We start from the raw sequence: 19,297 nt of genomic DNA on the forward strand, positions 1-19,297 counted from the left end.
AATTAGTCAAATGCAATAACTTTACATAGATTACTTAAGTATTCTTTTAGTGCTTACACATTTGACAATAGATGGCGGTGTTATGTCTATCTTCTGTATGGAACTTTGTTTAAATATTCATATTGATCTATCCTTTTTTAAAGGAATATAAAAGTTTTGATGATATTTAAATAAAAAATGCCAAAATACCGGATAATCTAATGTGCTTATCGACAAATTTATTAACTATATAAAATTTGTATAAAGAAAAATTTTAATATTTAAAGATTTGAAAAATTAATATTTATTTATACTTCATTTTGACTATTACTTTATCTCTTTGTTACCAGAACCAGCATAAATTTAGTAATAACCTAAAATCAGTGGAACAAAAACTTTTACAAAAGCCTCACCATTCATGCATTTAAGCTAGAGAACACAATCCAATACTGCTCGGTTATACCATTTCTTTGTGAAGCTGCATATATTTACCCCCCGGCTACGCCGTCCCCCCTTGCCAAGGGGGGACTAGAGGGGGGTCTTATTATGTGCATCTTCATACAAAATTGGTATTAAAGGCAAAAGGGTAAGCAGAAAAGGATTGGAAGGCTCGATATATAAAGTTTTTTTCCCTTTAACCTTTTCCCTTCCCCCAAAACCCTACTCTTTCGTTTATTTACAAAAGTTTTCAATTTACTCTAAGTCAGAAAAATTACAAGTTTGACGTTGCACATTCCCACTTTCCCCTAGACTAAGGGCAGCAACCTTGTTCAAACTGGCTGAGGAAAGTGGACTTTGACTGAGACAAACAATTTAAACTCTACCATCCAGAATCTCTCGCGCAGGGAATTGCGAGATTTAGTGCGGACTCAGCTGCAAATGCTCCTGGAAGCAGGAGACTTGCAAGGAGCAAAATCAATTCTTGTACCCGTGCAGCCTGCGGATATCGCCGAGGCGATTGAGGGTTTACCAGAAGCGATGCACGCTTTGGCTTTTCGCTTGCTTTCTAAGGATGAGGCGATCGAAGTTTATGAATATCTCGACTACAGTGTTCAAGAACGGTTAATTGAAGAACTTAAAAGCCAGGAAGTCTGCGATATTGTCGATCAAATGTCGCCGGATGACCGAGCTAGGTTATTTGATGAATTACCGGCAAAAGTCGTCAATCGCTTGCTAGAACAACTGAGTCCAGCGGAACGTCAAGCTACAGCCCAACTATTGGGTTATGAAGCTGATACAGCTGGGCGAATTATGACGCTAGAGTTGATCTCGCTGAAAGAAAATTTCACAGTATCTCAAGCTCTAGAGCGAATTCGTAACTTAGCTAATGCCAGTGAGATGATTTATTATCTTTATGTCATGGATGCGGCAAGGCGCTTGACGGGGATTGTATCGTTGCGGGAATTAGTAACGTCTCAGCCGGAGCAAATTATTGGCGAAATTATGACCCGTGATGTGGTGTTTGTCTACACTGATACGGATCAAGAAGAAGTTGCAAGATTAATCCAAAGATATGATTTTTTGGCTGTACCTGTAGTAGATCGAGAACAGCTTCTAGTAGGTATTGTGACGGTGGATGATGTAATTGATATTCTGCAACAAGAAACCACCGAGGATATCTATGCTTTAGGTGGTGGTGTGCAGTCGGGGGGCGACAACTATTTTCAAATGAATTTGCTGGAAATCGCTCGGAAACGGGTTGTCTGGTTATTGGTCTTACTTGTAACCAATACCGTTACAGGCACAATTATTAAGTCGCAAGAAGATATTTTAGCAAAAGTGGTGACACTGACGGCCTTTATTCCCTTGTTGACTGGTACTGGGGGTAATGTAGGCGCTCAATCTTCCACAGTGGTGATTCGCGGGATGAACACCGATGAAATCCGATCGCGTGGTGCATTACAGGTAATCGGCCGGGAAGCGATCGCAGGTGCATTATTGGGAGCAATGTTAGGTACAATCGCTACTGTCTGGGCTTATTTTCTGCAAGGACGATTAGAAGTAGCGATCGCTGTCGGCACTAGTTTGGTAGCTATTTCTATTTTGGCTTCGATCTCCGGTTCAGCACTGCCATTTCTATTTCGCTATCTGCGTTTAGATCCGGCATTAATGTCAGCACCGTTCATCACCACAGCAGTTGATGTTGTAGGTGTTTTGATTTACTTCAATTTGGCGCGGGTAATTTTAAAGTTATGAAAAGAGTCATTGGTCATTAGTCATTAGTCATTGGTCATTAGTTATTAGTAACGGACAAAAGACAAATGACAAAAGACAAAGGACAAATGACTAACTTAACTTTTACAATTCTGATTCCGTATCTGGAGCAACAATTTCGCCAGTACCCAATTGCAGTATCATGTCCTGGTCAGTAATCAATCCGCTAAGTTCCTTCACTTGTAAATTCATGTCTTCACAAGCTTGTCTAAGTTCTCTGGCAAATTTGTTGAGGTCTTGACCATAGCCACATTGATAAGCAGCAGTTTCAATCCCTTGCTGGGCATTTGCTCTAGCACAATCTACTAGTTCTCTGCCATTCAATGGTGTAGGAGATGCCATAGACGTAGTTATTATTTATTAAATGTTTTCTGCTAGATAGACTATCAATATTCCCACATTTACTCATCCCTCCAATGGAAGACCATCAGGGTATAATTAGAAGTAATTATTTTTTTCTCATTAGTCATTAGTCCTTTATTCAAAGTGAATAACCAATGACCAATGACTAATGACTAATGACTGAATTTTTCACTTAACCATTGACAACATCTCCACCATTGACATGTAGCACTTGTCCAGAGACATAAGAACCATCATCAGAAGCTAAATATACGTAGCTAGGAGCAACTTCTTCTGGTTGTCCGGCTCGTTCCATTGGTACTTGTTTGCCAAAAGTTTCAACTTTCTCTTCGGGGAAAGTTGAGGGAATTAAAGGTGTCCAGATTGGCCCTGGCGCGACAGCATTAACGCGAATTCCTTTGGATACCAAATTTTTTGATAAGGAACGAGTGAAAGCAACGATCGCACCTTTTGTGGAAGAATAATCTAGTAGTTGTGGACTACCTTTATAAGCTGTTACCGATGTGGTATTGATGATAGCACTGCCCGTTTGTAAATGCTTGAGTGCAGCTTTAGTCATGAAAAACATTGAGAATATATTAGTGCGGAAAGTTCGCTCTAGTTGTTCTTCAGTGATTTCTTCAATGCTTTCTTTGGGATGTTGTTCAGCAGCGTTGTTGACGAGAATATCGAGTTTGCCAAACTCACCAACTGTTTGTTGTATGGCTTGCTGACAAAAAGTTTCATTGCCAATATCACCTGCAATCGTTACTGCACGACGCCCTTGTTTTTCTACCAAATGTTTTGTTTCTTTGGCATCATCGTGTTCGTTAAGGTAAAGAATAGCTACATCTGCACCTTCTTTTGCAAATGCGATCGCAACAGCACGACCAATCCCACTATCTGCGCCCGTAATCAATGCTACCTTATCTTGTAACTTACCACTACCCCGATACTGAGCATCATCTGCTTTGGGTTTTGGTGTCATTTCTGATTCAACACCTGGCGTTTCTTGTTGCTGTGGTGGTTGTAATTTTTGCTCTTTTTTCTCTTTTGGTTCTTTTGCTTTAGCCATCTGTTTTACCTTGGTAATTGAATATTGAATGGGTATTGAAAAAGGGTAATTGGGCAGTAGTTACACTCCATCTTTCTCCTATCCCCTATTTCATAACTAAACCTTGGATCGAAAATTCAACCCAAGGTTTATTTTTTGCTTTGACTTTCACTAGCCATTTGCAATTTTAGGCATTTCTATCCTGGATGTTTGCCAAATTTACTTATTCGAGCAACTCTACGCAATTTACATTACTTACATTATTTATCCTCACGCCTGACCATGAAAAAAAGTACACAACTCTAATGTGATGAAGAATTTCTCTTTTTCACCTGCTTTCAAGTTAACTATTATATTGCTGTACTTTATCGCCCCCTAGAGGTAAAGTATGCTCCAATTAGCTCAACCTTAAGAGGGAAAAGAATTAAAGAAATCGGCGATTTGTGGGTTGCTATAGCTCGATCGATCCTTGCGGACTTCCGGAAATTTTTTACAAAACTACCTGAATCTTGACACGGCAACTATACATCGTCCAAAAGGGTGCTTGGTGCGCTACATTGAGATCATTAGAGGGCATGGGTTATGGCAACATTAAATATTTCCGAGTTAGAACAGGTTGAAAAGTTTCGCCACTTACAATTAACCCTGCGCGAACGCTGGAAAACGAGCGAAATATTTGACAATAGTGAAGCGGATATTTTAATTATTCCCTCCTTGAGTCTTGACCAGGGAGAACTCCAAAAGATCGAAGGCTGCGAGCATTATGAAGAAAGATTACTATTTTCCTTAATTCGGTTGCGGAATCCCCGAACTCGACTGATTTATGTAACATCAGTACCGCTGCATCCGAGTATCATTGATTATTATCTGCAATTGTTGCCAGGAATTCCCTTTTCTCATGCTCGCAATCGCTTGCTGTTACTTTCTACTTACGATTCCTCTTTTAAGCCTCTGAGCCAAAAGATTTTAGAACGCCCCCGCTTGCTAGAGCGGATTCAGAAATCTTTGAGGCTAGACAAATCATTTATGATCTGCTACAACTCTTCGCACTGGGAAGGCGAATTGTCTTTAAAATTGGGTGTACCACTGTATGCGGCTGCACCAGATTTACAAATTTGGGGAACAAAAAGTGGCAGTCGGGAAATCTTCAAGGAAAGCGGAGTACCGCATCCAGATGGCAGCGAAAAAGTTTGGAACCATACAGATTTGACAGAAGCTACTGTTGATTTGTGGGAACGGCAACCAACATTAAAACGGGTAGTAGTAAAACTTAACGAGGGCATTTCTGGAGAGGGAAATGCATTGTTGGATCTCAGACCGATTGAGAATTTAGCACCAAACACTGGTACTCATGCCGAAAGGATAGCAGCAATTAGCGATCGCTTATCAACGATGCGCTTTCAAGCAAAACAAGAAACTTGGGATAGTTTTTTGGGAAAAATGCCTGAGTTAGGGACAATTGCTGAAGCATTCGTGGAAGGGGAAATTAAGCGATCGCCCAGCGTTCAAGGACGGATCACTCCCCAAGGCGAAGTGGAAATCCTGTCAACTCACGACCAAATTCTCGGAGGCCCAGACGGTCAGATTTATCTTGGTTGCAGCTTTCCTGCTGATGAAAGATATCGATTGCAATTACAGCAATTGGGACTTCAAGTTGGCAAAAAGCTAGCAGATAAAGGCACTTTAGAGCGGTTTGGTGTAGATTTTATCGCCGTTGACAAGGGTAATGGAGACTGGGATATTCAGGCGATCGAAATTAACCTGCGTAAAGGCGGTACAACGCATCCATTCATGACCTTGAAATTATTAACGAACGGCCGCTATGACCTTTCCACGGGTTTATTTTATAGTCAACAAGGTCGTCCAAAATATTACATTGCCACTGATAATCTGCAAAAAGAGCGCTATCAGGGATTATTACCCAATGATTTGATGGATATCATTGCTCACCACAGACTGCACTTTGACAGCGGTACAGAGACGGGTACAGTGTTTCATCTTATGGGCTGCCTTTCGCAGTTTGGCAAGGTGGGATTAACCAGCATCGGTGATTCACCGCAACAAGCACGAGATATTTATAACAAAGTTGTCAAAGTTCTGGATGAAGAAACCCGCAACGACAATCGTGATTTCTCGGCATTTTCAGATTATTCCTTTCCTGTAGTTTGGGATGAATTATAAGCTAACGCGCCTACATATTGCACAAACTCTGTGTAGACCGTCATTAGTCATTTGTCATTAGTCATTTGTCATATCATGTCCGCTTGATTGCTTATTAAACCCGAAGAACCCCACCCCGCCAAAGCTGTGCTTTGTCTCCCCTCCCCGCAGGCGGGGAGGGGTTGGGGGTGGGGTTCTTTTATTATGGGTAATTTGGCGGACATGATATCATTTGTCATTTATCATTTGTGTTTACTAAGGACAAAGGACAACCTCTCCTGAAGGAGACGCTGCGCGAACACCAGTTGATGTGCTTTTATTTTTGCGTAACAGCTTAGTTAAGGAATGTCGTTTGTAACCACGATCGTGGCACAGCAAGCCTTGTGCTCCAATGATATTATGTCTGCCAGTTATATATACAGCGTATTTCAGGTAAATGAAGTACACGGGTAGGGGCATATGTTGTGCCCCGCCGATTAGTTCTAAATGGGCCGATCGCTGTTAGGTAAATTTTGCTGGTTGCTTGGCTGTTTACCAGATTGCAATTGGGTATATATATAGGTTACTACGGCTAAAGTTAGCCCAATAGCCAACACCACGCCTACGATTCGCAAGAAATTGGGAGTAATTCTCGTAGTTAGCTGCTCACTTAGCCTTGGTTGGTAAATAGTATCATCCGTTCGTGTTTGTGTTCTGCTTTGATTAGACGCAGGTCGTGGCTGATACAACGTCACATCTGGTTGCACTGGCGGTCTACTTTGATTCGATCCTGGTCGCGGCTGAAACAACGTCTTATCTGGTGGAACTGGTGGTCTATTTTGATTAGATCCTGGTCGTGGTTGAAACAACGTTTTGTCTGCTGGTACTTGTTGACCACCTTGATTAGATCCTGGTCGTGGTTGAAACAACGTTTTGTCTGGTGGTACTTGTTGACCACCTCGATTAGATCCTGGTCGTGGTTGATATAACGTCACATCAGGTTTGCTGGTGTTCGGATTATTCACAGGACTCTGTTGATTTTGCTCAACTGGGTTAAATGGTCTGGGAACGGTTTCGTGATTTGAGCCTTGGTTGTGTCCCGCCTGAATGGGAGGAACGATTGGCTCAGATTGGTTTTGCTTAATCGGGTCAAATGGTCTGGGAACAGTTTCGTGATTTGAGCCTTGCTTGTAAGCAGATGGAGGACGCAGAACCGTGTCGTCGTTTGATTGTCTGGGAACAGTTTCGTGATTTGAACCTTGATTGAAACCAGATGGAGGACGCAGAACCGTGTCGTCGTTTGATTGTCTGGGAACAGTTTCGTGATTTGAACCTTGATTGAAACCAGATGGAGGGCGAATAACAGTATCGTCGTTTGATTGTCTGGGAACCGTTTCGTGATTTGAGCCAAGATTTGAAGAAGGTTGCGATCGCCCAGTAAGTTCTCCGGGTACGCTGGATTCGGTGGCAAATTTGGCAGCAGCTTGTAAAGCTTGATTTAGTTCTTCTACTGTTGCAAATCGGTTGGCTGGGTTTTTTTGGAGACATTTCATCACCACCGCTTCTAATTGTTCGGGTAAATGCTCACACCCTGGTTGCTCGCGCAGTGGTTTTGCTGGCTCATAAGCATGAGCTAATACCCAAGAAGCCTCACTCACATGACTACCCTTAATGCTGATTCCAAAGGGGTCGGCTGCACTCAGCATTTCATAAAGGATAATCCCTAAGCTGTAAATATCACCTCTAGCATCCAGGTTGCGATCGCTTTGGATTTGTTCAGGAGGTGCGTAACGAAATGTACCGATAAATGTACTAGTTATATTTGTAATATTGGAATTTTCTGAAGATTCACTACGAATTTTGGCAACACCAAAATCCAAAACCTTCACCCATTCTCCCAAATCTGTGGGCATCAAAAATATATTATCTGGCTTTAGGTCACGATGAACTACCTGAATATGTTCAGTGGTTTTGCCGCCATCCCGTTGGAGAGTCACTCCTTGATGAGCAAGCTGTAAACCCTTACAAACTTGCGCCATAATCTTCACCGTCCGCTCAACAGACAGCCGCTTTTCGCGCAGCAGTAATTGCCTGAGCGTTTGTCCCCGTAAATATTCCATGACATAAAATGGAAAACCTTCCGGGGTTACACCACAATCACTAATCTTCACAATGTGGTCGCTTTGCAAAGCAGCACAAACTGCCACCTCCCGCTCAAAACGCTTTCTCATTTCTTGTGATGCCACTAGCGTATCTTTGAGCAACTTCAACGCTACCTGCTGACCAACACGGGTGTCTGTTGCTAGGAAGACTTCTCCCATGCCACCCCCGCCCAACCGTCTGTCTAAACGGTATCGCTGGTTATCACCGACGAAGCGACCATTCCAAGAATTTGAAGAAGGTGGGGATTTCATCTGGGGCAACCCATCCTAGTTACTTTAAGTGTTAACTTTATTCAGAGATAATACTAGTATTACAAATATGATTGCTTCATAACTTAGATGAATATTAGTAATATATACTACTAGTAGTTATCTAATTATACTCAGCTTAACATATTAGTAAGTTAAAGTAATATGATAAATTTGATAAAATGTTTAAACTTTAGACCTAATAGCAGTTGAAATTTGTTCCTGATATTAAGTTAGCGCGAGTTGCCGAGAATCGTCTGCTTCAGTAGTACTGAGTGACTAAAAGAGTAAAACCGTAGAGCGCAAACTACGAACCTAGCAAGTCAAACTTTACAGACAAGTAATTGAATTTAACACTCTGATTAAATTACACTGCTAATTTTGACTAGCAAATCAGGAGGCTAAGATGGAAAGCAACACCACAACATGGTGGATATATGCATTATTGTCAGCTGGCTTTGCAGCATTGACAACTATCTTTGCCAAAATTGGGATAGAAAATGTGAATGCTAATTTAGCAACAGCAATCCGAACTGTTGTGATTTTAATAGTTGCTTGGGGGATTGTATTTTTTCAGGGAAACGTAGTTAATATCTTAGCTATACCCCAAAAAACCATGATTTTCTTATTATTATCTGGAGTATCTACAGGGTTATCATGGATTTTTTACTTCCAAGCCTTACAAGCAGGAAAAGCTTCCCTTGTTGCACCAATTGATAAATCAAGCTTGGTATTAGTTTTATTATTTTCAGTCATTTTTTTGGGAGAAACATTAAGCTGGAAGATCGTTTTAGGAACTGGGTTAGTAGTCATCGGTACTTTAGTTTTAATCATTTAAAATCTTAATTAAGCTCTACTCGCTCCCAAATTAAGAATTAGGTTTTCTTTATCCGGCAAAACCCTAGCTTTTTGACAAATACTTTTTTCACATCACAGATTATCGATGAAGGGAAAAAAGTAAAACTACTGTCCCATAAAGGTTTAAGTTGAAGCGTTCGTGCTGATAGTCTTGGCGACAACAGGACTTAAAGTTTTGCAAAATAGATTATTCTATTAATGTACTCTGGCGTACATGATTAATATGTGCTATTGCCATGAGGAATCAGGATGAGTAATGTGCTATCTATAGCCGCAGTGACAGCAGTACTAAAAGTCTTGCTGGAAAATGGTTTAGTCAGCGATCCGATCGCTGCTAGTGTTGGTGATGTGATTGTAACTGCCTTACCACCCGATCGAATTTCAGTTGAAGCTGACGAGCGTGCCCAAATCAACCTTTTTCTCTATCAAGTGACGCAGAACCGCAATGTCGATTGGGTATCTCAAGAATTTCGCAGCAGGCACTCACGGATTAATGGAAACCCACGCTCTCCAATTCCACCACTAGCTCTCGATCTCCACTACTTACTCACAGCCTACGGAGCTAAAGATTTTCAGGCAGAGCTTTTACTCGGCTATGCAATGCATTTATTACACAAAACACCAGCGATCGCATCTGATATTATTGAAAATACTTTGATAAATGCATCTACAACCAATACCTCAAGTGCTTTTTCGCAAGCCGTAGCAAGTGTGTCTGTATCCGATTTAGCTGAACAAATTGGGCAGATTAAACTGACTCCAGAGTTTTTTAACATGGAAGAAACTTCTAAGTTATGGTCTGCTTTACAAACACACTATCGACCTTCAGCTACCTATTTAGCATCAATGGTATTGATTGAAAGTAGTAAATCTGACAAAGAAGAAGATTTCTACATGATGCCCTTGTCTCAACCGAATATAGAGCAAGTTATAGCTTCAACAAAAACTGAACAAATGATTGTTGCAGGTACAAAATTAGTAATTCGTGGTAAACGATTACGCGGTGAAATCACACGAGTTCGTTTTAGTAATACGGAAACATTACTAGTACCCCAAGAAGTAAAAGAAACGCAAATCAGCTTATTAGTCCCGCCAGATTTATACGCCAGTATACAGGGTGTCCAAGTTGTACATTTAACAATGGGCAATGCAGAGCAAACGAATCATCTAGTTGAATCAAACATGGCGGCTTTTGTCTTACATCCAACAATTACAGCATTCGTTACTCAAGTAGAAAATAGCGGTGAGAATTTACGCGCAGCAGAAATTACCGTTAAATTCCAGCCCAAAGTAGGTAAGGCACAGCGAGTAGTTTTGCTACTCAATCAGGTATCAAGTGAGAATCCGGTAGCTTACTCTTTCTTGGCTGCACCACCTACCCAAGACACTGATGCGATCGCGATTCCGGTCAAAAATGTTAAACCCGGAACTTATATTGTCCGCGTGCAAGTAGATGGCGCCGAAAGTCCACTTCACAAAAATCAGTTAGGGGAATATGATTCGCCACAGGTGACAATTTTATGAATGCTACAACAATTAATCACAATTGGGATGAGGCAAACTACCGCTACCTATCAGCAGCTCTAGCTGTAGTGCGTGGTATTTTGGAAAATCACACGGCAAAAGAGCAAAATCAACCTGAAGAGAACCACCAAGAGCATTTACAGCAAGCGTTACAGGAAGCTGCTGCTGCTATGCCTGCACCATCGGCATTGGAGAGAGTCTGCAAAATGTTTCGCCTCTCATCCTTTGAACGTAATTTGTTGCTGTTGTGTGCAGGTATGGAATTAAATGGAGATTTTGCCAAATTGTGTGCTATAGTTCACGATGATTCACAACGAGCTTACCCAACTTTGGGTTTAGCTTTGGCAGCTTTACCTAACGTCCATTGGGATGCGATCGCTCCAAATGCTCCCTTACGTCATTGGCGGTTAATTCAAATTGGTGATGGTCATGCCCTAACTCTCAGTCCTGTGAGAATTGACGAGCGGATTTTACATTATCTCACAGGTATCCAATATCTTGACGAACGGCTAGCTGGCATCATTGAGCCATTACCAGAGGTTAGCGATTTAGTTCCCTCGCACCAAGATTTAGCAGAGCGAATCGCAGCAGTTTGGGCGCAAGCTTACAAGGTTAATAGCTTACCAATTGTCCAGTTATCTGGTAGTGAAACTGCCAGTAAACGTGCCATTGCCGCCACAGTTTGTCAACTTCAGGGTTTAAGTTTGTGGGTAATACCTGCACAAGTCATTCCTTTAGCACCTGGGGAGTTGGATAATCTGATTCGCCTGTGGACTCGCGAGACGATTTTAAGTAAGAGTGCCTTACTGATAGACTGCAACGAACTGGATACTAATGATACAGCACGGCTGAATGCGATCGCTCGTTTCATCGAACGCACAAAGGGCTTTTTAATAGTCACGAGTCGAGAACGCATCGGCTTATCACAACGCCTAATAGTTAATTTTGACGTACATCAACCAACTAGTAAAGAACAAGGTGCAGTTTGGCAAGATGCATTAGGTGCGAGTGCATCGCAAATGAATGGGCAAGTCAAAACCTTAGTGGATCAGTTTAACCTTAGTGCTGCAACCATTCGCGCTGCTTGTGCAGAAGCCGCAGGACAATTAGCACAAACACCAGAAACCGATATTACTAGCATTTTATGGGATGCCTGCCGCGTGCAAGCACGTCCGCGCTTAGATGAACTCGCCCAACGGATTGAGCCATCTGGTGATTGGGAGGACTTAGTATTGCCAGAGGCACAGAAACAAGTTCTCCGGGAAATTGCGGCTCATGTACGGCAACGTAGTACTGTATATAATAATTGGGGTTTTGGGGGCAAGAGTGCGCGGGGATTGGGAATCAGCGCTTTATTTGCAGGTAGTAGCGGTACTGGTAAAACTTTGGGAGCAGAAGTGCTGGCCCATAAATTACGCCTCGACCTCTATCGGATTGACTTATCATCGGTAGTCAGCAAATATATTGGTGAGACAGAGAAGAATTTGCGTCGAGTATTTGATGCCGCAGAACAAGGTGGAGTGATTTTGTTATTTGATGAAGCCGACGCTTTATTTGGCAAACGGAGTGAAGTCAAAGATGCCCGCGATCGCTATGCCAATATAGAAGTTAGCTATCTATTGCAACGGATGGAAAGCTACCCAGGTTTAGCAGTATTGACTACTAACTTGAAGAGTGCAATTGATACAGCCTTTCTGCGGCGGATTCGCTTTGTGGTGCAGTTCCCCTTCCCTGATACAACACAACGAGCCGAAATTTGGCGGCGTGTCTTTCCAGCCGAAACCCCAACCGCAGATTTAGATGCTCTGCAACTAGCACGACTCAATGTTGCTGGGGGTAATATCCGTAACATAGCTTTAAATGCCGCTTTCCTCGCTGCCGATGCTGGGGAACCAGTGCAGATGAAACACGTATTGCGGGCGGCTCAAACAGAATATAGTAAGTTAGAGAAACCCTTGACTGATGCGGAAGTTGGCGGCTGGATGTAATTTTGCAATTTTGACCTTATACCAATTTGAAAAATGATTGCGACAGATGTAGGACTTACGCATCGTACATAAGTACTAAACACAATTTGGGTATTTTAGCCATGTTTTGCATCCAGTGATCGCAAATGTCGGAATAAATCAGGGTTATCTGAAGCCTCTGAAAAGACTAAATACCGTAGTACACGTTTTGGTTGATTTGTATAGTGCGTAAGTCCTAAGATGGATTCACACCAAGCCAGACGCACGAAAGCAATTCCAAATCTAAAATCTAAAATCCAAAATCTAAAATGATATTACTCTGGTAATTCACCAAATCTTTCCCGATAGCGAGCAAGCATAGACTCCATTTGAGCAAGTTGCTGCTCGGCTTGTTGACGCTGTTGCTGTTCTTGGTGTGCTACTTCTTCTGGCGTAGGGGTTAGTTGTCCATCGGGAGTGAAAAAGCGCAACTTCGATTGATAAACTCCCAAATATAACTGCAATTGCTGACTCCATAACCAACCAGCTTCATTTGCTTGCAGTTCTTGATAACGACCATCTAGTAAATGAAATCCTTTAAATTCTAAACTTACCGGGTCAAACCAAAAATAATCAGGAGTCCGCCAAATATCCTGATAGATTTCCTTTTTCAACCCTCTATCAGTAGCAGCTGTTTTGTCAGAAAGAATCTCTACAATCACATTTGGGTATTTGCCATCTTCTTCCCAAACTACCCAGCTTTTGCGTGTTTTGCGTTGGGTATTTAAAACTACAAAGAAATCGGGGCCTCTAAATTGCTCAGACTTGCGTTGACGCGGACTGTAATAAATCGTCATGTTACCGCAAGCGTAGAAATCTTGACGCTCCTGCCACAACCATTCCAAACACTGAATCAACAGCAGTATTTGCCGCAAGTGAAGTTCTGTTTCCAAAGGTGGTTCATCACTGTATAAATCACCAGGAGGAAATATAACATCTTCTGGTGTGTCTTCTAAAATTATTCCTAAATCTTGAGCAGAAGACATAATAATTTCTCTTCTAAGAAACAAGGCAGGAGGCAGGAGGCAGGAGGCAGAAGGCAAGAGGATTAGACTTGTTTCTTCCATCCATAACGGAAGCGAGCGCGTCCGTAACACAGCTTTTGACAAGATAAATCTACAAGATAAATCTAACTTAACCCAATTCATTCACCTGCAAAAGCGATGGCTTCTCTACGAGAGGCTTTGCCAACGGCGAACGCCTCAATTTTCCATCCCAGCTTTCTAAGATTATAAGTCTCGCTCACACAAAACACCTGCTGGCACAGAATAATTTCTACTTAAGTCGATAGCGATCGCCACGAAGCAAATTGTATAATTTGATTCAAAAATATGCTTGAGGATATGAGATGAGCGATCGCATATTTAAACCCAAGAAAGCAGGTATATCCACTTCAAATCCGTCGCTGCTCTCAGCAACAACTCCAACGCTGGCAAATCCAGTGCGTGGCTTTGACATCACAAATAAAGCTCCAATCCAAACATCCTCTGAGGTATCAACAGACCTGCAAGCAGCTCGGTCTGCTGGCGAAGAATCCTGGGAATCACAAGCTATCAAAAAAAAGCCTGTTCACGACATTAGTAGCATAGCGTTGCGTCGTCCACAAGCAAAACTGACGGTTGGAGAACCAGGAGATCGGTATGAGCAGGAAGCCGATAGAGTGGCTAATCGAGTCATGTCAATGCCTAATACTGCGATGCAACCGCAAATGACACAAGAAGAACAGACTCAAGAGGAAGAAGTGCAAACCAAGCCTCTCGATGTTTACTTTGGGCAAAGGAAATCGCCAGGGAATAATCAGTTGACTCATGTAGTACAACAGAAAGGTGGAGTATTGCAGAGAGATGTATTGCAGAGAGCGCCAAAAAACCCAGTAGTTACAGAACTTTCGACAAAACTGCCACTGACGGAAGCCAATGCAAGATTAATTGATGCTTGTCATAATTTAGGTAGTATTTATGTCGATTTATCTGTAGCAAATACTGATTTAATCAGTACAAAATTAAAAATTTTCTCTATAAATTACGATATGGCTTACAGCAATTACTCAAGAGTAATTGGTCAAGGAAGAGCAGAAGCACAAAATCAAACTCTTTGGAGAGGAATATTTTTAGGAATAGGAACGGGTGTTTTAGCAGGTCTTGCCGCCGCCTATATTGCTCCTTCTACCGCTGCTGGATGGTTTGCTCTCACCCTAGCGGATGCAGGTACAGCAGCCGGTTCTTCATTTTTACAAGGAGCTGCGTCTTCGGCTGTAGCTCTTGCTGTATCAGACGCCATCACAACGCGAGGCAGTGATTTACAACCTAGCGGTCTTTCACCGGATATGCTGCGAAGTAATATTTGGCAACTCGTTGCATCAATGTATCGTGGTGCATTGCAAACCAATAAAGTATTAGCAAACTTACATAAAAATTCCGTTATTCTTGAGCGATTAATTGCAGAAATCAGGGTACAAATTGCTGGTGGTGCATCGTCATATTCGCCAGCAGATATATTAACAGCAACTAATGCCATGAACGATCGCATTAATGGAATGGCAAGTGTCTTTAGCGAATTGAGACAAAAAGCAACTGCAATGAGTGCCTTTGGCAATTCTATTTTGGCTTACGATCCTACTAAACCTGGAGTCGCTCAAATAGAAAAAGATATTTGGATTATGTGGATGGGAACTTTAAGTAATGATGACTCTGACATTCTTGATTTAGATAATATTGAGGATCATTTGAAGAGTATCGGGATTTTAGGTAATGGTGGTTTATTAGGTGTAGATTTTGGAGACTATACCTCGGAAGACGATGAACTAGCGGCTTTAGCAGCAGCTCGTCCTCGCGCTGCAACTATAAAAGGGAAGTACGATCAAACCACTTCTCAATGGACTGCACCAAGTCCTTGAGTCAACTTTTAATTATTTACTTTGATTTGTTTGCAGAGCCGTTTACTAAATCAAAGATTTTTACCTCGTTTCCAATCTCCGACTGGTGACACAGATTTGAGCAGCGCAGTTTAAAACTTTTTCAACTTGTTTTGGTGCTTTGATTTCAGTAAATAGCTGAATCGCTCGATCGAAATTTATTTGACTTTCATCAGGCTTCAACATCTTTTGATTAGTTAAACCCAATTGAAAATAAGCTTCAGCCAGATCGCATTTAGCGCCTATTTTATCCAAAAGTTCGATTGCTTCTGTATGCTTAACAAGAGCTAATGCAAAATCTGTTTTTTGTCGATGGATTTCTGCTAAACCATTGAGTGTTTTTGCTTTTACCTGCATATAATGACTTTTTTCAGCAAAAGTCAAAGCTTGCTGGAATATCTGATTTGCCTGAGAAAATTCACCTAAATTGACGTATGTTTGACCTAAAATTTGCATAAAATAGACAAATCTACCAGTTTGTTCTATCAGTTTTTCGTTCGTAATATTTTGATACGCTACATCTGCTAATTGATATGAGAGATCGCACAAACTTAAATAAGAATACACCAAAGCTAAACAGACTGAAGCTTTCTCTGCCCAGCGATGATGCTCGGTATTTTGAGCTAAATAAATTACTTGTTGAAATAATTTTGCGGCTGCCTCTAGTTCCCACAAATCTATTTTGTAAAGACCAATACTTAATAAAGAATCTACCTCTAGCATCCTCAGATAGTAAACTGTATGTTTATTTTCTGGCTGAGGTACAAGTGATTTGAGTGCTTGGGTTGCGAGTGCAATAGTCTTTTTTTGACAAGCGATCGCTTGACTAATTTTACCTGTTATCCAATATAAATCGCCTAATATATTATAAAGTTCGCTGAGATTTTGGTCATCTTCTAGATTGTTAACAACTCGCTCAATTGCCGCAAGTATCGGTTGAATTAAACCCATCCGATACAATGTGCTACCAAGAGGTAAAAACTGCTGCCATTGATTATTTCGGCTTTTTAAAATTACTTTACCCGCCAAATCAAATTCGTGAATTTCTATGTAGTGATAATATGCTTCTAGAGCTTGCAAAGCATCTTTAAAGGTTTCAATTTGTTGAACACTAATTGTCCAAAATTCTGCGGCTTTGTGGTTGGCAATTTCCCATTCATCGCTGGGGCGTAAACGTGCGATCGCCTCTTTCCGAATCACGGGATGCAGCCAATATTCACCTTTATCGCACTCCACCAAAGACCGATTTCTCAAGGAGGCGATGATTTGGCGATGTTGATCGGCTGGAACATCCCACAGTAAACAAAACAACCCTGGTGATGAAATGCTGGGTATATCTTGGTAACGATAACATCCTAAACGGCAAAGGAGGCGATATGCTTGGGGATCGAGAGCTTGCAAACGATTGATTTGACTAACGGCTAAATTTTTTAAGTCGGTTGCGGCTAACGGATCGGCATGATTTTCTTGCCAATAAAGAACCATGTCACCGTCAAAATCTTCCTGAATCGAACCGCAGAGAATTCCCATTGCTTTAGCATTACCGCCATAAGTGCGATGCATGATTTGCAAAGTTGGTGTGTTGATATTTAACCCACGGTTGCTAAAAAACTGTTGCCATGCGCTTTCATCCAAACCAGGAAGCCGATAGTGATTCACATTTAACCCAGGTTCACAAAGGCGATCGCGGCTAGTAATCAAGGTAACAGATTGCACCCTGGCATCAGCTAAAACGCGCAATAGTTCTACATAGTTGCGGTGAGAAGCAATTAACCCACCATGTCGATCTAATGCAGGTTCGAGATTATCAATTAACACCCCAATGCGCCGATTGTGGAGTTGGCGCTTGAGTCGCGCCAAAGTTACCCCAAATTCTACCCCAGGTTCTTCGTCAAAATCTTGTTTAAGCCATTCCTCTACAACTCGTTCAGCGGGAGTGATATTTTGCGTTTCCTTCGCCATCAGTAGTTCCAAAACCAAATCAAACCCCTGATGAAGATATTGCTGCGCTAGAGTAGTTTTGCCTAAACCGCCTTCACCTTGGATCACAATCACTTTCGAGCCTTGATTTACCAAAGTATTTAAGTGAGCGATCGCTTCTGTTCGTCCAATAAAATTGGTATCCTCTAATTTTGGGGTGGGTTGGGGCGATCTGGAATAATCAATCAGACTGGATGATATCGCAGTAGTTTTTCTCAGAACTCGCTCCAAAGTAGCGCGACAATTACTTTTGGTAATCTTTTCTCGCAATACTTTAGAAAGCAGCTTCCATAACTGAGAACCTGCATCCTTGGCGTGTCCTTCCGTACAACCGTAAGAATGAGCGATATCCAAGTATTTTCTACCCAACCAAACTTGCACAAGAATCACTTTTTGCAAATCGCTCAACCGTTCCCCAGTCTGCGGGGGAATTGTAGCGTCTAACCATGCTAATGCTGCTTCAGCGTCCATTGTGTAACGACAAGGGTAGTTCAGATTTTAGGGACAACTATAAATTACTTTACAGTTATGTTGCTGGAGTTTTCGGATAAGATTCTGTAAATCCGACTTTTTTCCTGACTTTTCAGAATAAAGCTTTCTCATCTAATAAAATAAAGGTCATTAGGTCATCTCAGCACCATCATTACTTATGGTGAAATCAGACCCCCGTCAATTGCCTAGTAGTGCTGAACTTCCTTGTTCAGACGATACCCCTGTGGATAACGAAGACCAGAACTTTATTCCCAACTTGCTTCTCTTCTTGCTGCAATATATTTGGGCAAACCGTAATGACTGGTTTTTCAGCGTCGATATGGGCGTTTACCATACCACAGGGGTTAGTCCACTTGTGCCGATTGTCCCAGACGGATTTTTGAGCTTAGGTGTAGAACGCCGCAAGTCAGATAAATCTCGTAAAAGCTATGTTGTCTGGGAAGAAAACAACATTGTGCCTATCCTGGCTTTAGAAATTGTCTCCTTAACTCCGGGTGGAGAATATGACAATAAATTAGACACCTATGCCAAGTTAGGGGTACTGTACTACATTATTTATAATCCAGAGTATTGGCAAAGAGACCGTCACCAACCTTTTGAAGTTTATCGCTTAGTAGATGGTAGCTATCAATTGCAAATTGGTGAACCCTTTTGGATGCCAGAAATTGGTTTAGGAATTGGTAGAGGGCAATACGTATCTGGTAATATCCAGCGTCAGGTTTTGTATTGGTATGACCAACAAGGAAATCGTTATCAAACTTCAGAAGAACAGCTTGAATTAGCGCAAAAACAACTTGAGCGTTATCGTCAGCAATTTGGAGATTTGCCGGAATAATGCAAGCATTAGCTTTAAGGCCGCGCCTTCTCCGCTTCTAGCAAAAATAGAATTGTACTTGCCGTAATATGAAGCTGGTAAGCAGCAAAGTGTTGTGGGACAGTTGTAGACAAATAATTCGGTTGAACAATTTTAGCCCATCAAATGCTTGTTATTTCGTGACAATTAAGAAATAACGGTTGAACAATTTCAGTCATGACTTTCTAAGATACTTGACTCCTAGTCCAATAAAAAAATAAAACGATTAAACAATTTCTGAAAAGCTTTACATAACAAGAGTTTGACGGACTCTCCAAAATATTAAACATCTTCTAATTCTATTGCTGGCATGGTAGTGTTCACAAAAATACCTCAGTGGCGATCGCACTTTATTTCACTTTACCTATAGTCAGTAGCATTGAGCGATCGCTGCTTTCGTTGAGCGCGCTTTGTGATGGCTATCCGCCTGCCAAGAGCGATCGTTGTGCCTGACAGAGACACTGAAATTAGATGTACGGGTTGCCCAAAATTTCTTTGAGATAAGAAAAGCTTACTTGTTCATGAAATACT

At 41.6% G+C, this 19,297-nt stretch carries 12 protein-coding genes; 7 read left to right on the top strand and 5 right to left on the bottom strand.

What is annotated here, in order from left to right; all coding sequences use genetic code 11:
- The first annotated feature begins 774 nt into the window (after positions 1-774).
- Positions 775-2,175 (top strand): magnesium transporter, encoded by a 1,401-nt coding sequence (gene mgtE / locus RMX89_RS00115; RefSeq protein ID WP_322674071.1) that lies wholly within the window; start codon positions 775-777, stop codon positions 2,173-2,175.
- 102 nt (positions 2,176-2,277) lie between these two features.
- On the opposite strand, the gene RMX89_RS00120 is transcribed toward mgtE, so the two are convergent.
- Both RMX89_RS00120 and RMX89_RS00125 read right to left on the bottom strand, forming a co-directional pair.
- Positions 2,278-2,535: a hypothetical protein gene (locus RMX89_RS00120; RefSeq protein ID WP_094352695.1), complete on the bottom strand. Its 258-nt coding sequence runs from the start codon at positions 2,533-2,535 to the stop codon at positions 2,278-2,280.
- Positions 2,536-2,728: 193 nt separating this feature from the next.
- On the bottom strand, positions 2,729-3,610 hold the full coding sequence (locus tag RMX89_RS00125; RefSeq protein WP_322687499.1) for an SDR family oxidoreductase: 882 nt from the start codon (positions 3,608-3,610) through the stop codon (positions 2,729-2,731).
- Between the two features lie 561 nt (positions 3,611-4,171).
- On the opposite strand from RMX89_RS00125, the gene RMX89_RS00130 reads away from it, so the two are divergent.
- The gene (locus RMX89_RS00130) at positions 4,172-5,770 is read left to right on the top strand and encodes a peptide ligase PGM1-related protein (RefSeq protein WP_322687500.1); all 1,599 of its coding nucleotides are present in this window, start codon (positions 4,172-4,174) and stop codon (positions 5,768-5,770) included.
- 461 nt (positions 5,771-6,231) lie between these two features.
- On the opposite strand, the gene RMX89_RS00135 is transcribed toward RMX89_RS00130, so the two are convergent.
- Positions 6,232-8,142: a serine/threonine protein kinase gene (locus RMX89_RS00135; RefSeq protein WP_322687501.1), complete on the bottom strand. Its 1,911-nt coding sequence runs from the start codon at positions 8,140-8,142 to the stop codon at positions 6,232-6,234.
- Positions 8,143-8,545: 403 nt separating this feature from the next.
- Here RMX89_RS00135 and RMX89_RS00140 point away from each other — a divergent pair, with 403 nt between their 5' ends.
- The 3 genes from RMX89_RS00140 to RMX89_RS00150 all read left to right on the top strand — a co-directional run bounded on the left by RMX89_RS00140 (position 8,546) and on the right by RMX89_RS00150 (position 12,509).
- Positions 8,546-8,977, top strand: coding sequence for an EamA family transporter (locus RMX89_RS00140; RefSeq protein WP_322687502.1), 432 nt, complete (start codon positions 8,546-8,548; stop codon positions 8,975-8,977).
- A gap of 269 nt (positions 8,978-9,246) precedes the next feature.
- Complete coding sequence (locus RMX89_RS00145) at positions 9,247-10,521, top strand: DUF4255 domain-containing protein (protein ID WP_322687503.1); 1,275 nt, start codon at positions 9,247-9,249, stop codon at positions 10,519-10,521.
- Positions 10,518-12,509 (top strand): ATP-binding protein, encoded by a 1,992-nt coding sequence (locus RMX89_RS00150; protein WP_322687504.1) that lies wholly within the window; start codon positions 10,518-10,520, stop codon positions 12,507-12,509. Before RMX89_RS00145 ends, RMX89_RS00150 begins: the two co-directional genes overlap by 4 nt.
- A 293-nt stretch (positions 12,510-12,802) precedes the next feature.
- Here the strand turns inward: RMX89_RS00150 and RMX89_RS00155 are convergent, their stop codons facing one another.
- Complete coding sequence (locus tag RMX89_RS00155; protein ID WP_322674078.1) at positions 12,803-13,513, bottom strand: Uma2 family endonuclease; 711 nt, start codon at positions 13,511-13,513, stop codon at positions 12,803-12,805.
- A gap of 362 nt (positions 13,514-13,875) precedes the next feature.
- Here RMX89_RS00155 and RMX89_RS00160 point away from each other — a divergent pair, with 362 nt between their 5' ends.
- Entirely contained in the window at positions 13,876-15,423 is a 1,548-nt protein-coding gene (locus RMX89_RS00160; RefSeq protein WP_322687505.1) for a hypothetical protein, read from the top strand.
- Positions 15,424-15,483: 60 nt separating this feature from the next.
- On the opposite strand, the gene RMX89_RS00165 is transcribed toward RMX89_RS00160, so the two are convergent.
- Positions 15,484-17,892: a tetratricopeptide repeat protein gene (locus RMX89_RS00165; RefSeq protein ID WP_322687506.1), complete on the bottom strand. Its 2,409-nt coding sequence runs from the start codon at positions 17,890-17,892 to the stop codon at positions 15,484-15,486.
- A 178-nt stretch (positions 17,893-18,070) separates the two neighbouring features.
- On the opposite strand from RMX89_RS00165, the gene RMX89_RS00170 reads away from it, so the two are divergent.
- A complete protein-coding gene (locus tag RMX89_RS00170) occupies positions 18,071-18,748 on the top strand; it encodes a Uma2 family endonuclease (RefSeq protein WP_322687507.1) in 678 nt (225 codons plus the stop codon).
- The last annotated feature ends 549 nt before the right edge of the window (positions 18,749-19,297 follow it).

Origin of the sequence: Nostoc sp. DedSLP04 (genome assembly GCF_034530775.1) — a bacterium.
Classification (GTDB): Bacteria; Cyanobacteriota; Cyanobacteriia; order Cyanobacteriales; family Nostocaceae; genus Nostoc.

What these genes read in the sequence shown, in the direction of transcription:
- RMX89_RS00150 (WP_322687504.1), top strand. Translation starts at nt 10,518, where the DNA reads ATGAATGCTACAACAATTAATCACAATTGGGATGAGGCAAACTACCGC.
- RMX89_RS00120 (WP_094352695.1), bottom strand. Translation starts at nt 2,535, where the DNA reads ATGGCATCTCCTACACCATTGAATGGCAGAGAACTAGTAGATTGTGCT.
- RMX89_RS00155 (WP_322674078.1), bottom strand. Translation starts at nt 13,513, where the DNA reads ATGTCTTCTGCTCAAGATTTAGGAATAATTTTAGAAGACACACCAGAA.
- RMX89_RS00160 (WP_322687505.1), top strand. Translation starts at nt 13,876, where the DNA reads ATGAGCGATCGCATATTTAAACCCAAGAAAGCAGGTATATCCACTTCA.
- RMX89_RS00140 (WP_322687502.1), top strand. Translation starts at nt 8,546, where the DNA reads ATGGAAAGCAACACCACAACATGGTGGATATATGCATTATTGTCAGCT.
- RMX89_RS00170 (WP_322687507.1), top strand. Translation starts at nt 18,071, where the DNA reads ATGGTGAAATCAGACCCCCGTCAATTGCCTAGTAGTGCTGAACTTCCT.
- RMX89_RS00125 (WP_322687499.1), bottom strand. Translation starts at nt 3,610, where the DNA reads ATGGCTAAAGCAAAAGAACCAAAAGAGAAAAAAGAGCAAAAATTACAA.
- RMX89_RS00135 (WP_322687501.1), bottom strand. Translation starts at nt 8,142, where the DNA reads ATGAAATCCCCACCTTCTTCAAATTCTTGGAATGGTCGCTTCGTCGGT.
- RMX89_RS00145 (WP_322687503.1), top strand. Translation starts at nt 9,247, where the DNA reads ATGAGTAATGTGCTATCTATAGCCGCAGTGACAGCAGTACTAAAAGTC.
- RMX89_RS00130 (WP_322687500.1), top strand. Translation starts at nt 4,172, where the DNA reads ATGGCAACATTAAATATTTCCGAGTTAGAACAGGTTGAAAAGTTTCGC.
- RMX89_RS00165 (WP_322687506.1), bottom strand. Translation starts at nt 17,892, where the DNA reads ATGGACGCTGAAGCAGCATTAGCATGGTTAGACGCTACAATTCCCCCG.